The organism is bacterium (assembly GCA_035295165.1).
Lineage (GTDB): Bacteria > Sysuimicrobiota > Sysuimicrobiia > Sysuimicrobiales > Segetimicrobiaceae > JAJPIA01.
The window spans coordinates 31,452-46,504 of record DATGJN010000004.1 but is presented as its reverse complement, the minus strand read 5'-3'; the positions used below and the strand labels follow the sequence as shown (position 1 = coordinate 46,504).

At 68.9% G+C, this 15,053-nt stretch carries 11 protein-coding genes; all 11 read left to right on the top strand.

Annotated elements, in window-relative coordinates:
• Positions 1–1,585: ABC transporter substrate-binding protein (locus VKZ50_00710; GenBank protein HLJ58235.1), on the top strand; the 1,585-nt coding region annotated here is incomplete at its 5' end.
• Between the two features lie 48 nt (positions 1,586–1,633).
• Positions 1,634–2,659 carry an ABC transporter permease gene (locus VKZ50_00705; protein HLJ58234.1) on the top strand — a complete coding sequence of 342 codons (1,026 nt, stop codon included), beginning with the start codon at positions 1,634–1,636 and terminating at the stop codon, positions 2,657–2,659.
• Entirely contained in the window at positions 2,656–3,609 is a 954-nt protein-coding gene (locus VKZ50_00700; protein HLJ58233.1) for an ABC transporter permease, read from the top strand. Before VKZ50_00705 ends, VKZ50_00700 begins: the two co-directional genes overlap by 4 nt.
• 50 nt (positions 3,610–3,659) lie before the next feature.
• Positions 3,660–5,435: an ABC transporter substrate-binding protein gene (locus VKZ50_00695; protein ID HLJ58232.1), complete on the top strand. Its 1,776-nt coding sequence runs from the start codon at positions 3,660–3,662 to the stop codon at positions 5,433–5,435.
• Between the two features lie 94 nt (positions 5,436–5,529).
• Positions 5,530–5,865, top strand: a complete 336-nt coding sequence (gatC, locus tag VKZ50_00690; protein ID HLJ58231.1) for an Asp-tRNA(Asn)/Glu-tRNA(Gln) amidotransferase subunit GatC — start codon at positions 5,530–5,532, stop codon at positions 5,863–5,865.
• A gap of 71 nt (positions 5,866–5,936) precedes the next feature.
• Positions 5,937–7,364 carry an Asp-tRNA(Asn)/Glu-tRNA(Gln) amidotransferase subunit GatA gene (gene gatA, locus VKZ50_00685; protein HLJ58230.1) on the top strand — a complete coding sequence of 476 codons (1,428 nt, stop codon included), beginning with the start codon at positions 5,937–5,939 and terminating at the stop codon, positions 7,362–7,364.
• A complete protein-coding gene (gene gatB, locus VKZ50_00680; protein HLJ58229.1) occupies positions 7,361–8,818 on the top strand; it encodes an Asp-tRNA(Asn)/Glu-tRNA(Gln) amidotransferase subunit GatB in 1,458 nt (485 codons plus the stop codon). The genes gatA and gatB overlap by 4 nt, the downstream gene beginning before the upstream one ends.
• Positions 8,819–8,957: 139 nt before the next feature.
• A complete protein-coding gene (gene rlmD, locus VKZ50_00675; GenBank protein ID HLJ58228.1) occupies positions 8,958–10,322 on the top strand; it encodes a 23S rRNA (uracil(1939)-C(5))-methyltransferase RlmD in 1,365 nt (454 codons plus the stop codon).
• 156 nt (positions 10,323–10,478) lie between these two features.
• Positions 10,479–14,060, top strand: coding sequence for a DNA polymerase III subunit alpha (locus VKZ50_00670; protein ID HLJ58227.1), 3,582 nt, complete (start codon positions 10,479–10,481; stop codon positions 14,058–14,060).
• The gene (locus VKZ50_00665; GenBank protein HLJ58226.1) at positions 14,044–14,769 is read left to right on the top strand and encodes a DUF881 domain-containing protein; all 726 of its coding nucleotides are present in this window, start codon (positions 14,044–14,046) and stop codon (positions 14,767–14,769) included. The genes VKZ50_00670 and VKZ50_00665 overlap by 17 nt, the downstream gene beginning before the upstream one ends.
• Positions 14,766–15,020 carry a glutaredoxin family protein gene (locus VKZ50_00660; GenBank protein ID HLJ58225.1) on the top strand — a complete coding sequence of 85 codons (255 nt, stop codon included), beginning with the start codon at positions 14,766–14,768 and terminating at the stop codon, positions 15,018–15,020. The genes VKZ50_00665 and VKZ50_00660 overlap by 4 nt, the downstream gene beginning before the upstream one ends.
• Positions 15,021–15,053: the final 33 nt, after the last annotated feature.

The following is a 15,053-nucleotide window of genomic DNA, read 5'->3' as shown; positions in this document are numbered from 1 at the left end:
AATCTACGAGACGCTGATCACGTACGACGGCAGCGTGCTCTCCCGGTACGTGCCGCGCTTGGCGACCGAGGTGCCGAGCGTGGCGAACGGGCTCATCAGCAAAGACGGGCTGACGTACACGTTCCCGATCCGCCAGGGCGTCCACTTCCACGACGGCACCGTGATGACGCCGGCGGACGTCCAGTACTCGATGCTGCGGTTCATGTTGCAGGACCGCGACGGTGGCCCGTCGTGGCTGCTGCTGACGCCGCTGCTGGGCACGGACAGCACGCGGGACAGCAAGGGAGCCGTCGTGGTCAAGTACGCCGACGCGGCCAAAGCCGTGACGGTCGAGGGCCAGAACGTCGTGTTCCACCTGAAGCGCCCTTCCGCGGCGTTCCTGAGCATCCTGGCCGCCTGGTCGTTTGTGCTCCCGCAGAAGTGGGCGGCAGCGCACGGGGACTGGGACGGCGGCGCCGCGACCTGGGCGAAGTACAACAACCCCAAGCTGCAGGACCGCTACGAGTTCGATCATACGAACGGCACGGGGCCGTTCTCGCTGCAGACCTGGGACCGGCAGACCAAGGAGTTGATCCTGGTCCGCAACGAGCACTACTGGCGCGCTCCCGCCCCGCTCGCGCGCGTCGTGATCCGGACCGTCACCGAGTTCGCGGCACGGCGGCTGCAACTCCAGCGCGGCGACGCGGACGTGATCTCGGTGGACCGGCCGGACCAGAGCCAGGTGACGGGGATGGCCGACGTCGCGATCCAGGACGGACTCCCCACGCTGGTCGTGCAGGTGATGCACTTCAACCAGAAGATCGATGCGTCCGGGAACCCCGACGTCGGGAGCGGCAAGCTCGACGGCAACGGGATCCCGCCCGACTTCTTCTCGGACGTGCACGTCCGGCGGGCGTTCTCGTATGCGTTTGACTACGGCACGTTCATCCGCGACGGGTTCCGGGGCAAGGCGCTGCAACCGAACGGCCCGATCATCCAGGGACTGCTCGGCTATGATCCGACGCTGCCGAAGTTCACGTTCGACAAGCAGAAGGCAACGGCGGAGTTCAAGGAAGCGTGGGGCGGGAAGCTCTGGGACACCGGCTTCCACTTCACCGAGACCTACAACACCGGCAACGCGGCGCGTCAGATTGGCGCGCAGATCATCAAGGACTCGGTGGAGTCGTTGAACCCGAAGTTCAAGATCGACGTCCGGAACATCCAGTGGTCCACGTTCCTCCAGGCCACCGTCCAGCACAAGGGAACGCTGTACGCCCTCGGGTGGGCGGCCGACTATCCCGACCCGGATGACTTCGCCCAACCGTTCCTGGCGACGAACGGCGATTACCCGAAGCGGAACGGGTTCTCCGATCCACGCGCGGATCAGATGGTCCGGCAGGGCGCGGAGACCGCAGATCCCGCGAAGCGCACGCAGATCTACCGCGATCTCACGAAGCTCGCTTACGAAGACGTGCCCGGTATCTTCGAGGCGCAACCGACTCAGTTCGTCGTGATGCGGTCATGGGTGCGCGGGTGGTATTACAACGCGATCCTGCCGCCCCTCGCCAATGTGGGATTTGACTTCTACACGATGTCGAAACAGTAGCACGGGGGTCTCCCGCCGGCCCGCCGCGCGGCGGGCCGGCGCCGCCGGATGAGCACGTTCATCGCGCGCCGGCTGTTGTTGCTCCCGTTCGTGGCCGTCGGGGTGACACTGCTCATTTTTTCGCTAACGCAGCTGCTCACGCCGGCGATGCGGGCGAGCCTCTACATCACCGACCCCAAGCAGTTGAACGCGCTGCCCGACATCATCCGCAAGTATCATCTGGACCAGCCCGTGTACGTCCAGTACTGGGAGTGGCTGCGCCAGGTCTTGCACGGCGATCTCGGGTGGTCCGAGACGGCACGGGAGCCGGTGGCCATCGCGATCGCAGGGTACTTCCCGGCGACGTTCGAACTTGCGCTCTACTCCTTCGCGTGCATCCTCACGCTCGGGATCTGGCTCGGCACCCTCTCAGCGGTCCGCAAGGACCAGCTCGTCGATCACATCAGCCGGTTCACGTCGATCAGCGGCGCATCGCTGCCGACGTTCGTGTGGGGCCTCCTGCTGCTGATGATCTTCTACGGGCACTTCGGCTGGTTCCCGCCCGGGCGGCTCGGGCTTCAGGCGGACCTGTTCGTCCGCAGCAGCCGGTTTCACCCGTACACCGGTCTCATGACGGTGGACACACTCCTTAACGGGCAGTGGTGGCTGTTCTGGGACGCGCTCCGCCACTTGGTGCTCCCGGTGGCAACGCTCACCTACTTCCTGACGGCCGTGCTCGTGCGGATCACGCGGTCGTCCATGCTCGAGACGCTGCGCGCCGACTACGTCCGGACCGCCGAGGCCAAAGGACTGAACCAGTCGGTGGTGATCGATAAGCATGCGCGCCGCAACGCCCTGATCCCGGTGATCACCCTTGCGGGCTTGCTGTTCGTGGGCCTGCTCTCCGGCGTCGTGATCACGGAGACCGTGTTCAACTGGCCGGGGATCGGGCGGTGGGGAGTGGCGGCGAGCCAGCAGCTCGACATTCCCGCGGTCACGGGGTTCGCGCTCGCGTTCGCCGGGATGCTCGTGCTCGGGAACCTGTGCGCAGACGTGCTCTATGCCGTGGTCGATCCGAGGATTCGCCTCAAATGAGCGCGGTGCGCACGACCTCGCCACCGCTCGTGGCGCCGGGCGCGGCGCCCGCGCCGCGCGTGCAGCAGACGACGTGGCAGCGCACGGTGCGTCGGTTCCGCCAGAACCCGCTGTCGATGCTCGGTCTGTGCATCGTCGTGTTCTTCGGCGTGGTGGCGCTGCTCGCGCCGCTGCTCGCGCATCCCACCGAGCGGAACCCCTACATGATTCCCCACGAGGGGTACTCGAGCGATCCCCACCCGCCCGGGCCGGGCCACCCATTTGGGACTACCGAGGAGCAGTTCGATCTCTACTACGGCGCCGTGTGGGGCACGAGGAGCGCGCTCCTCGTCGCGCTGACCGTCGTGGCGATCGGGATAGGCGTGTCGCTCGTCCTCGGGAGCCTGAGCGGATACTATGGCGGATGGATGGACGAGCTGGTCATGCGCGTGACCGATATTTTCCTCGCGTTCCCGGGCCTGATCCTGGCGGTCGTGATCGTGGCGGTCCTCGGGCAGAGCGTGCGCAACGCCATGATCGCCATCGCCGCGGTGCAGTGGCCCACGTACACGCGTCTCCTGCGGGCGGAGTTTCTCCGCGTGCGGGACATGGAGTTCGTGCAGGCGGCCCGGGCGCTCGGCGATCGCGATTTGGTCATCATCGGCCGGCACGTGATTCCGAACACGATCTACCCGATCCTGATCCTCGCGTCGCTGGACATGGGGCAGATCGTGATCACCTTCGCGGCGCTGTCGTTCCTCGGGCTTGGCGCCCCGCCGGGGTACGCGGACTGGGGACAGCTCATCAACCTGTCGCACAACTGGATCCTGGGCACCGCCGGTGACCCGTTCCAGTTCTGGTACACGCTCGCCGTGCCCGGGACGGCGATCTTCCTGTTCGTCCTGGGATGGAACCTGCTCGGGGACGCGTTCCGGGACATCTTCGACCCGCGCCAGCAAGGGAGCCGCTAGCGCCGAGCTCGCGCAGGATGCAGCGAAGACAACCGCAGAGGAGGAGAGAGATGCGTATCGCGTCGTGGACCGTCCGCGGTGCGGCGGCGTTGGTCGCCGTCGTGTTGATGCTCTCGCTCGGCGTGCTCGTCGCCCGGGGTGCCGGTGAGCCGGTGAAGAATCCCGACACCTTCGTTGAACTGCAGTTCGGCGACGTCACGAGCCTCGATCCCGACCTCGCCTATGACATCTACTCCGCCGAACCGATCTGGCCAAACGTGTACGAGACGCTGATCATCTACAGCGGCTCGTCGATCGACAAGTTTTCGCCGATGCTCGCGACGGAAGTCCCGAGCCTGGAGAACGGCCTGATCAGCAAGGATGGGCTGACGTACACGTTCCCGATCCGCCAGGGCGTCCAGTTCCACGACGGCTCCACGATGACGACGGACGACGTCGTGTACTCGTTCCGGCGGTTCCTGCTGCAGGACCAAGCCGGCGGGCCCGCGTGGCTGCTGTTGAGCCCGCTCCTCGGCGTCGACAGCACGCGGGACGCCCAGGGCAAGATTCAGGTGACGTGGGACCAGGTCCAGAAGGCCGTGTACGCGCAGGGCAATACCGTCGTCTTCCATCTCAAGAAGCCGTTTGCGCCATTTCTGACGATCATGGCGGCCTGGGGCGGCGTGATGCCGCGCAAGTGGGCGGCGGCGCACAACGATTGGGACGGGGGCGCGACGACCTGGCAGAAGTTCAACAACCCGAAGAACGAGGACCGGTACCAATTCAACCACATGGACGGCACCGGGCCGTTCATGCTGCAGCAGTGGGATCCTCAGACCAAGGAAGTGATCCTGGTCCGCAACACCCACTACTGGCGCAAGCCGGCGGCGCTCGCCCGTGTCATCATCCGGTCGGTGTCGGAGCTGGCCACGCGGCGCCTGCAGCTGCAGCAGGGCGACGCGGACCTGATCGTGGCGTCCCTGAACGAACAGTCGCAGTTGCGAAACCTACCCAACACGGTGATGCAGACCAAGCTGCCCCAGATCGCGGTGCAGACGCTCCAGTTCAACTTCAAGATCGACACCGATGGCAACCCCGACGCGGGCAGCGGCAAACTCGACGGGCAGGGGATTCCACCGGACTTCTTCGCGGATATCCACGTCCGCCGGGGGTTCGCGTACGCGTTCGACTACACCCAGAACCTGAACAGCGCCTACGCCGGGCAGGGCATCCTGCCGCACGGCCCGATCGTGCAGGGGCTGCTCGGGTACGACCCGTCGATCCCCACCTACGCGACGAGCCGCGACAAGGCGATCGCCGAGTTCAAGGAGGCGATGGGCGGCAAGGCCTGGGACACCGGGTTCAAGTTCACGATCCCGTACACCGCCGGCAACGCCGCGCGGCAGGTCGGAGCCGAGATCGTGCGCGACGACGTGCAGGCCCTCAACCCCAAGTTCCAGATCGCCTTCCGCCCGGTGCCGGCGAGCACGCTCAACTCCCTGTTGTTCAGTCACAAGGGGACGATGTACTTCCTCGGGTGGTTCGCGGACTATCCCGATCCGCATGATTTCGCGCAGCCGTTCCTCGCCTCGGCCGGGTACTTCCCGGTCCGCGGCGGGTATCACAGTGCGGACGCCGACCGGCTGATCGATCAGGCGGTCAGCGTAACCGATCCGGCCCAGCGCAAGGCGCTGTACAAGCAGGTCTCGATGATCGCGTACAACGATCTTCCATACCTGTTCCTCGTGCAGCCGACCACGTATTTCACGATGCGTTCGTGGGTGCACGGGTGGTACTACAACCCGATCTTCCCCGGGCAGTACTTCTACACTCTCTACAAACAGTAGCGGCCGCACGGACGACGACGCACGCGGGGGGCGCGTAGACCGTGCCCCCCGCGCTGTGTTACGATGGCGGCGACCACACGTCAGGAGGGATCGCGTGTCCGACGACCGGTCGCCTGCACCGACGATCGACGATGCCACCGTGGCGCACGTGGCCCGGTTGAGCCGGCTTGAGCTCACGCCCGAAGAGCGCCGTCTGTTCCGCGCGCAACTCGGCGGCATCCTCGAGTCGTTCCAGCGGCTCACCGAGCTCGATCTCGGGGACACACCCGCGGCGGGCCAGGGGGATCCTGCGGTCGGCGCGCTGCGCGACGACCGGGCCGTGCCGTCGCTGCCCCGGGAGCAGGCGCTCGCAAACGCGCCGGCCGTCGAAGACGGCTACGTCGTCGTCCCGCCCGTGATCGAGGGCGCGGAGGACGCCGGCACCCCATGACGCCCACCCCGTCCGCGTCGCCCGCGGACCTGCCCGCGTGGGAGCTCAGGGCGCGCTACCGTCGGGGAGAGATGCGCCCGACCGAGGTCGTCCGGGCGGTGCTCGACCGGATCGACGCGGTGGAGCCGCGGATCCACGCGTATCTGTATCTCGACGCCGACGCCGCGCTCCGCGACGCCGCGCGGTGGGATGCGGCCGCCGGGCGAGAGGACGCGCCGGCGCTCGCGGGCGTGCCCGTCGCGCTTAAGGACAACCTCTGTACGCGCGGCGTGCCGACGACGGCGGGCTCGCGTATCCTCGAGGGATTTCGGCCGCCGTACGACGCGACCGTGGTCACGCGCCTGCGTGAGGCGGGGGCGATCGTGCTGGGCAAGACGAACTGCGACGAGTTTGCGATGGGGAGCAGCACTGAGAACTCCGCGTTCGGTCCCACGCGGAACCCCTGGGATCCGGCCCGGGTCCCCGGGGGCAGCAGCGGTGGGTCGGCGGCGGCGGTGGCCGCCGGTGAGGCGACGCTCGCGCTCGGCAGCGACACTGGCGGCAGCATCCGCGAGCCGGGCGCGTTCTGCGGTGTCGTCGGTCTCAAGCCGACGTACGGGCGCGTCTCCCGGTACGGACTCATCGCGTTCGCGTCCTCGCTCGACCAGATCGGGCCGTTCGCGCGCGATGCGCGCGACGCCGCGCTGCTGCTGCGCGAGATCGCCGGGCGCGATCCGGCCGACGCGACGTCGGCCGACGTCGAGGTGCCCGACTATCCCGCGCTGCTGACGGGGCGCGTGCGCGGACTCCGCCTCGGCGTGGTGCGCGAGTTCCTGGAGGACGGCGTGGATGCCGGGGTCGCGAACGCGGTCCGGGACGCGATCCGAACGCTCGAGGGGCTCGGGGCCCGGCGCGTAGACGTGTCGCTGCCGCACGCGCCCTACGCGTTGCCCGCATACTACATCGTTGCGCCGGCGGAGGCGAGCAGCAACCTGGCCCGGTACGCGGGGGTGCTGTACGGCCGCCGCACCGACCGCGCCGACGATCTGATCGGCATGTACGCACGGACGCGCGATGAGGGGTTTGGCGCGGAGGTGAAGCGGCGTATCATGCTGGGGACGTATGCGCTCTCCGCTGGCTACTACGACGCGTTCTACCTGCGGGCGCAGCGTGTCCGCGAGGTGATCCGGCGCGAGATGGAGGATGCGCTCGCCGCGGTCGACATCCTCGTCGGGCCGGTGGCGCCGACGACCGCGTTTCCGCTCGGCGAGCGCGTCGAGGACCCGCTCCAGATGTACCTCGCCGACGTGTTCACCGTTCCGCTCAACCTGGCGGGGCTCCCGGGCGCCTCGGTGCCGTGCGGGGTCGTTGGGGGGCTCCCCGTGGGACTCCAGATTGCGGGCCGGCGGTTTGACGAAGCCACGGTGCTCAACGTCGCGCACGCGCTCGAGCAGGCGATTGGGACGCACGCCTTCCGGCCGCCGCTCGCAGCGGCCGAGGGCCGGCGCACCCGCGCATGAACGCGACCCGCGCCCCGGCGGCGTACGAGACGGTCATCGGGCTGGAGGTGCACGTTCAGCTCAACACGGCCAGCAAGATGTTCTGCGGGTGCGCGGTTACATTCGGGGCACCACCCAACACCCTGACGTGCCCGGTCTGTCTCGGTCTCCCCGGGTCCCTGCCCGTGCTCAACCGGCAGGCCGTGGAGTTCGGGGTGCGCACGGCTCTCGTGCTCGGGTGCACGATCCACCCCGAGAGCCGGTTCCACCGCAAGAACTACTACTATCCGGACATCCCCAAGAACTACCAGATTTCCCAATATCAGTACACCGGGCATCCGCCGCTGGCGACCGCCGGAGCGCTGGTGTTGGATCTGGCCGGGGAGGTGCGTCGCGTCGGCATCCGCCGCGTGCACCTTGAGGAGGACACCGGCAGGCTCGTTCACGCGGAGGGACGCAGCCTCGTCGATTACAATCGGAGCGGCACGCCCCTCATGGAGGTCGTGTCCGACCCCGACCTGCGATCGCCGGAGGAAGCGCGCGCGTTTCTCACCCGGCTGCGTGCGGTGCTCCAGTACGCCGGTGTGACGACGGGGCGCATGGAGGAAGGCACCCTGCGCTGTGACGCGAACCTGTCGCTGCGCGCCCCGGGCGCGCCGCACGGGATCCGGACCGAGGTGAAGAACATGAACTCGCTGCGCGCGGTCGAGCGGGCCCTGCGCGTCGAGGAAGCGCGCCAGCGCGCGTTGCTCGAGCGGGGCGAGGCCGTCGTGCAGGAAACGCGTCACTGGGACGAGGACCGTGGGATCACGTTTGCCTCGCGGGAGAAGGAGGAGGCGCAGGACTACCGGTACTTCCCGGAACCCGACCTGCTGCCGGTGCGCGTGGACGAGTCGTCGGTCGAGCGTGTGCGCGCGGACCTCCCGGAACTCCCCGACGCGCGCCGCCGCCGGTACATCGAGACGTACGGGCTGCCGGAGCACGACGCGGGGCTGCTCACCGAGACCCGCCCGATGGCCGAATTCTTCGAGGAGACGGTGCGCCGCTTTCCGCATCCGAAAACAGTCGGCAACTGGCTCGTCGGCGACGTTGCGGCCTACCTGAATGCGGCCGGTCTCGAGATCGAGCAGGCACAGATCGGCCCGGGCGCGCTCGCGGAGCTGCTCGCGCTGATCGAGCGTGGGACGCTCAGCGGGCGATCCGCGAAAGAGGTGCTCGAGGAGATGCTCCGGACCGGCCGCGCGGCGGACGAGATCGTCCGCGACCGCGGGCTGGTGCAGATCAGCGACGAAGCGGAGATCGTGCGCCTCGTAGACGCGGCGATCGCCGACAACCCCGGCCCCGTCGGAGACGTCCGGGCGGGCAAGGATCGGGCCGTCGCGTTTCTCGTCGGCCAGGTGATGAAGAAGACCCGGGGCCGGGCCAATCCCGAGATGGTCAACCGGCTGCTGCGGGAACGGATCGGTGCGGGATAGCGTCGGCGACCGGCGCCGCCCGGAGGCGCGCGCCGCTGCGCGCCGGCCGGGTCCAGACGAATCCCTTTTCCAGCGCGAACGGGAGCCGTCGACGCGGTCGGGTCCGGGCCAGGGACGTTCGTCAGCCACGAAGCGCAAGATGCCGCCGCCGGCGCGAGCGCGTGTCCGTCCGCCGAAGGCCCTGGTACCCGGCGCCCACGTGATCGTGGCGTTTGAGCAGATGGGATCGGACGGCACGGCCCTCGGCCGCGTCGGCGGCCGGGTCCTGGCCGTGCCCTATGCGGCGCCCGGCGAAGTCGCCACAGTGGAGATTCTCAAGACCGCCCGCGGGTCGACGCGCGGCCGGGTGGTGGCGCTCCGGCGGCCGGGCGAGGGGGTAGTGCCGCCGCTGTGCCCATACTTTGGGCAGTGCGGCGGCTGCCAGTGGCAGCACCTGAACTACGTCACGCAGCTCGAGCAAAAGGCTCTGCTGGTGGCCCAGGCGCTCGCGCGTCCCGGCCTTCGGACCGTCGAGGTGGAGCCGGCGATCGGATGGGGTCCCCCGTGGGGGTTCCGGACTCGGCTTGAAGCGACCGCCGGTCCGCCCGACGGAGCGCCGGTGCTGGGGTTCTACGCCTGGGGCGAGACCCGCGTGATCGACGCCCAGACCTGCCCGGTCCAGCACCCGGCGAATGTCGCGCTCCTCGGGGCGGTCCGCGACGGGTGGGCGGCGCTCGCGGACGGCCCGCCGTTCCGCGGCGTGATCGGTCGCGTCGGCGCGGCAACCGGCGAGGTGCTGCTCGGGCTCACCGTCACCGAACCTCTCGGTGCGGCGGCGCGCACGGCGGTCGTGCGTGCGCTTCTCGACCGTGTCCCTGGGCTCGTCGGGATCCTCGAGGTCGGCGTCCCGCGACGTGGTCCCGTGCCGGCCGGGCGGCGACCGTCGCTTCTCTGGGGGCGGACCCGCGTGCGGGAAGAGGTCGCCGGGGTGCGCTATGGCGTCCCGCTGCTCGCGGAGTTCCCGGCGAACGCACGGGCGCTGCCTGGTGTGATCGAGCTGATCCTGACCGCGCTGGACGCGTCCGGGTCCGATACGGTGATCGAGATCGGTGCCGGGATCGGCGCGTACACGCTGCATCTCGCGCTTGCCGCCGGCCGCGCCGTGGGCGTCACGAGCGGCCCGTTGGTCGACGCCGCCCGCGCCAACGTCCGCGACAACCGGATCGAGAACTGCACCTTCTACACCCGCGACGCGGCGCGGGCGGTGCAGAAGGCCGCGCGGGCGACGCCCGTGCGCCTCGCGTTCCTGCGCCCGGACGGGACGGGGCTCACGCCGGGGGTCGTGCCGGCCCTCCGTCGTGCCGGGGTCGAACGGATCGTGTACCTGGGGCGGTCGCTGCGGTGTCTCGGAGGAGACGCGGACGTCCTGCAGGCGGCTGGGTACCGGATCGTGCGAGCCCGACCGGTGGACACGAGTCCGCACACGAGTCACGTGAACGTCCTCCTGGTTGCCGAGGCAGGGTAGCCGCGAGGAGGGACAGCCCGATCGGACTCCGCTGTCCCGGCGGCGGTGCCGCGAAGAGGGCAGACCGGCTTTTGGTAGAAGTAGAACGAAGCAGGTTGGGCCTTCCAAACACGCCGATGCGCGAGCACGCAGCTAGGATCTTCAAGGAGACGCCGGATGCCCGCTGAGTTCGTCCACTGTCATCTTCACACCGAGTATTCCCTGCTGGACGGAGAAAGCCGGATCGACGCGCTGATGCAGCGCGCGGCGGCATTGGGGATTCCGGCGCTCGGTGTGACCGATCACGGCGTGATGTACGGCGCGGTGGAGTTCTACGAGAGCGCGCGCGCGCACGGCATCGTCCCGATCATCGGCGTCGAGGCGTATGTCGCGCCCCGCCGGATGACCGATCGAGACCCGAGGCTGGACGCATCGGCGTTCCATCTGGTGCTGCTCGCGTCAACCGACGAGGGCTACCGGAACCTCCTGCAGCTCACGACCGCGGCGCACCTCGACGGGTTCTACTACAAACCGCGGATCGACCGGGAGTTGCTCAGCCGGCATGCGAAAGGCCTGATCGGCCTGTCGGGATGCCTCCAAGCCGAGATCCCGCGGGCGATCCTGCGCGACGACATGAAGGCCGCCCGTGACCTGGCCGCGGCGTACCGCGATATCCTGGGGCCGGACAATTTCTACCTTGAGGTCCAAAACCACGGGCTGGCCGATCAAGAGACCGTCGTACGCGGCGTCGTCCAGCTCGCCCGCGAGATGCGGTTGCCCCTCGTCGCCACGAACGACGTGCACTACGTGACCCAGGACGAGGCCGACGCCCAGGACGCGCTGATGTGCATCCAGATGGGGATGAGCCTCGACCAGCACGACAAGCCGCGGATGGGCGACACGCCGCAATTCTACCTGAAGAGCCCGGAGGAGATGGCGGCGCGCTTCCCGGATCTGCCCGAGGCCCTCCGGAACACGCTCGTGATCGCCGAGCGGTGCCGAGTGACGCTCGATACCGACACGCTCAAGCTCCCGCACGTGGTCGTGCCCGAGGGCGAGACCCCGGAGTCGTACCTCCGCCGTCTCTGCGAGCAGGGGGCCGTGCGGCTCTTCGGACAGATGACCCAGCCGGTGCGCGAGCGGCTCGACTACGAGCTCGGCGTCATCACGAAGATGGGCTACGCGGCGTACTTCCTGATCGTGCAGGACTTTGTGAACTTCGCTCGCCGCAGCGGCATTCTGACGACGGTGCGAGGCTCCGCGGCCGGCAGCCTCGTCCTGTACACGTGCGGCGTGACCGATGTCGACCCGCTCGCGTATCGCCTCCCGTTTGACCGGTTTCTGAACCTCGAGCGCTACACGATGCCGGACATCGACGTGGACTTCATGGACAGCCGGCGCGACGAGGTGATCAAGTACGTCGTGGACCGGTACGGAGCCGATCGTGTGGCCCAGATCATCACGTTCGGCACGATGGGGGCCCGCGCCGCGATCCGCGACGTCGGGCGCGTGATGGGGCTTCCGTACGGCGACGTCGATCGGATCGCCAAGCTGGTGCCCGGCGCCAACGTCGCGCTCAAAGACGCGCTCGCGGCGGAGCCCGAACTGCGCGCGGCCGCCGACGGTTCGCCGCAGATCCGCCAGCTCCTTGACATGGCCCAGAAACTCGAGGGTGTCGCCCGGCACGCCAGCACGCACGCGGCCGGCGTCATCATCTCTCGTGATCCGCTGACCGATCATGTCCCGCTGCAGCGGGCGACCAAGGGCGACCTCTTGATGACGCAGTACGACATGAACAGCGTCGCCCGGCTCGGGCTCCTCAAGATGGATTTCCTGGGGCTCACCAACCTGACGATCCTCGATACCGCGATCGCGCTGATCCGTGACACGCACGGGGTCGACATCGATCTGAAACGCCTGCCGCTCGACGATCAACCGACGTACGCGCTGCTGGCCTCCGGCGACACGACCGGGATCTTCCAACTGGAAGGTCGCGGCATGACGCGCTACCTTCGCGAGTTGCGGCCGGACCGGATCGAGGACGTGATGGCGATGGTCGCCCTGTTCCGGCCCGGCCCGATGGCGAACATCCCCGCGTACATCCGGCGCAAGCACAGCGAGGAGCCGGTGACCTACCTCCACCCGTTGCTGGAGCCGGTCCTCAAGGAGACCTACGGCGTGATGGTCTACCAGGAGGACATCATGACCGTCGCGCAGGCGGTCGCAGGGTACACGCTGGCCGAAGCCGACGTGCTCTGCTACGCGATCCGCAAGAAGATCAAGGATCGCCTGCTGGCCCAGCGAGAGAAATTCGTCGCCGGCGCCCGCAAGAACGGCGTGCCGGCCAGGATCGTCGACCAGATCTTCGAGCAGTTTGAGCCATTCGCGCGCTACGGCTTCAATCGGGCGCACGCGGCGTGCTACGGCCTGATCGCGTACTACACCGCCTACCTGAAGGCGCACTACTCCGCGGAGTACATGACCGCGGTGCTCAGCAGCACCGCCGGGGACATGGAGCGGATCGCCCAAGCGGTCGGCGAGTGCCAACGCATGGGGATCCAGATCCTGCCCCCCGACGTCAACGAGAGCGAGGCATCGTTCACCGTCGTGGGCGGGGCCATTCGGTTCGGGCTCGCGGCGATCCGGAACGTCGGCGTGGGGGCCGTGGACACGATCATCGCGGCGCGGGCGTCCGGCGCACCGTTCCGAACCCTCGCGGACCTGTGCGCGCGCGTCGACACCCGCCAAGTGAACCAGCGAGTGATCGCGAGTCTCGTCAAGGCGGGGGCGCTCGACTCGCTCGGCGCGTCGCGGGCGCAGATGCTGCAGTCGCTCGATGACACGCTGGAGCAGGCGCAGCGCAGCCAGCGGGCGCGGGCCCAGGGGCAGACCGGTCTGTTCGACCTCGGCGCGAGCGCGCCCGTCCTGCCGGAAGCGGCGGCCCCGGTCCAGGAGTTCAGCCCCGAGGAACGCCTGACGATGGAGCGGGAGATGTTGGGACTGTACATCTCCGACCATCCTCTCAGGCGGTGGCAGCCTCTCATCAACAGTAAGGCGACGACCACAATTGCTCAGTTGCCCGACCTGCGCGATCGCCAAGAGGTCGTCGTCGGAGGGTTGGTCGGGGCCGTCAAGCGCAGCATTACGCGGTCGGGATCGGCGATGGCGTTTCTGACCCTGGAGGATCTGACCGGCAGCGTGGAGGTGCTCGTGTTCCCGCGGGCGTACGAGCAGCAGGGCTTTGCGCTCAAGCGGGATGCGGTGGTGCTCCTCCGCGGCAAGGTGGGCATCGACGAGCAGGGCGCCAAGCTCCTCTGCGACGAGGTCATCCCGCTCCCGGCAACGCCGGAGGAAGCAGCCGACCTTCATGTCCCGCCGCGGGCGCCGCGGGGGCGGGGGGACCGGTACGGCAACGGACGGCCCGCTCGGAACGGCGCGCCGTCGGTCCGTGCCGCGTCGAGCGCCCCGGTGAGCGCCGCCGGGACCGCCACCGCCGTGCGCGTGGCGCCGGAACCCCCAAGGCCGGACCGCAGCAGCGGCGTGCGTGCCCCGCTCCGGATCCGCGTGACAACACGCGAGGAGATCGAGCAGTTGTATCAGTATCTCGAGGCGCACCCGGGCGACCGACAGGTCTGCGCGCACGTCGTCACGGACACCGGCGAGCACGTCATCCCGGTTCGGATCCGGCTCGCGGACACCGCCGAACTCCAGCAGGAACTCGAGCAGGTCTTCGGCGAGGGGAATGTCTGGGAAGAGTAGCACGGCGTGGTGGCAGGCACTCCTCGCTGTGCTGCTGATGGCGCTTGGGTTCCTGGTTGTCGTGCAATTGCGTGCGGGTCGGGCGCTCTCGGGCCAGGAGGGCGTGCCGACCCGGAACGTGTACGCGCTCGCGGCGATGCTCGGCCAGGAGCGCGAGGCGCGCCGGGGCCTGGAGGCTCAGGTGGCCGGGCTCACCCGCCGACTCGTCGAGTTTGAGTCCGCGGCCGCGCAACGGCGCAGTGCCGACCAGGCACTGGTCCAGGAACTCGACGCGATCCGCACCGTTTCCGGTTTCGTCGCGTTGATCGGTCCCGGCGTCCGCGTGACCATGGACGACGGCAAGGCTCCCGGGGCCGGGCAGGCGCCGGCGGTCGTGCAGTACGTGGACCTCGCCAGCGTCGCAAACGAGTTGTGGGCTGCCGGAGCGGAGGCGGTCGCGGTCAGCGGGCACCGGGTCACCGCAACCACAGGGTTCAGCCAGGTCGGCGGGACGATCATCGCCGACGGGGAACGGTTGTCAGCGCCGTACGCGGTGGTCGCGATCGGAGATCCGCAGGCGCTCGCCGGCGCCCTCAACATCCGGGGCGGTGTGGTGGAGGGACTCCGAGGGCTCGGGTTGCGCATCGTCATTGTAACGCTCGACGCCGTGACCCTGCCTGCAGCACGCTCGCGACCCTCGCTGCACTTCGCCCGGCCGGTGTCGCCGTGACGCTCACGATCTACGGCAAGCCGGGCTGTTGCCTCTGCGAGAAGGCGGAGCAGGTCGCCGCGCGCCTGCGGCGGGAGTTCTCGTTTGAGCTACGGCTCGCGGACATCACGCGCGACCCCGATCTGCACGCCCGATATCGCGAGGTGATTCCGGTCGTCGCCCTGGACGGCGTGGAGATCGCGCGGGGTCAGGTGACGATCGCCGGGCTGCGGGCGGCGCTCGACCAGGCGTCGCGGCCGGCCCGAAGATAGCGCGTCCGCGGCGCATGCGGACATCCGAGGGGG

Bases quoted from the DNA above. Each gene is read 5' to 3' on its own strand.
- VKZ50_00705 (HLJ58234.1), top strand. From the start codon at position 1,634: ATGAGCACGTTCATCGCGCGCCGGCTGTTGTTGCTCCCGTTCGTGGCC.
- VKZ50_00665 (HLJ58226.1), top strand. From the start codon at position 14,044: ATGTCTGGGAAGAGTAGCACGGCGTGGTGGCAGGCACTCCTCGCTGTG.
- VKZ50_00670 (HLJ58227.1), top strand. From the start codon at position 10,479: ATGCCCGCTGAGTTCGTCCACTGTCATCTTCACACCGAGTATTCCCTG.
- gatB (HLJ58229.1), top strand. From the start codon at position 7,361: ATGAACGCGACCCGCGCCCCGGCGGCGTACGAGACGGTCATCGGGCTG.
- VKZ50_00695 (HLJ58232.1), top strand. From the start codon at position 3,660: ATGCGTATCGCGTCGTGGACCGTCCGCGGTGCGGCGGCGTTGGTCGCC.
- rlmD (HLJ58228.1), top strand. From the start codon at position 8,958: ATGCCGCCGCCGGCGCGAGCGCGTGTCCGTCCGCCGAAGGCCCTGGTA.
- VKZ50_00700 (HLJ58233.1), top strand. From the start codon at position 2,656: ATGAGCGCGGTGCGCACGACCTCGCCACCGCTCGTGGCGCCGGGCGCG.
- gatA (HLJ58230.1), top strand. From the start codon at position 5,937: ATGCGCCCGACCGAGGTCGTCCGGGCGGTGCTCGACCGGATCGACGCG.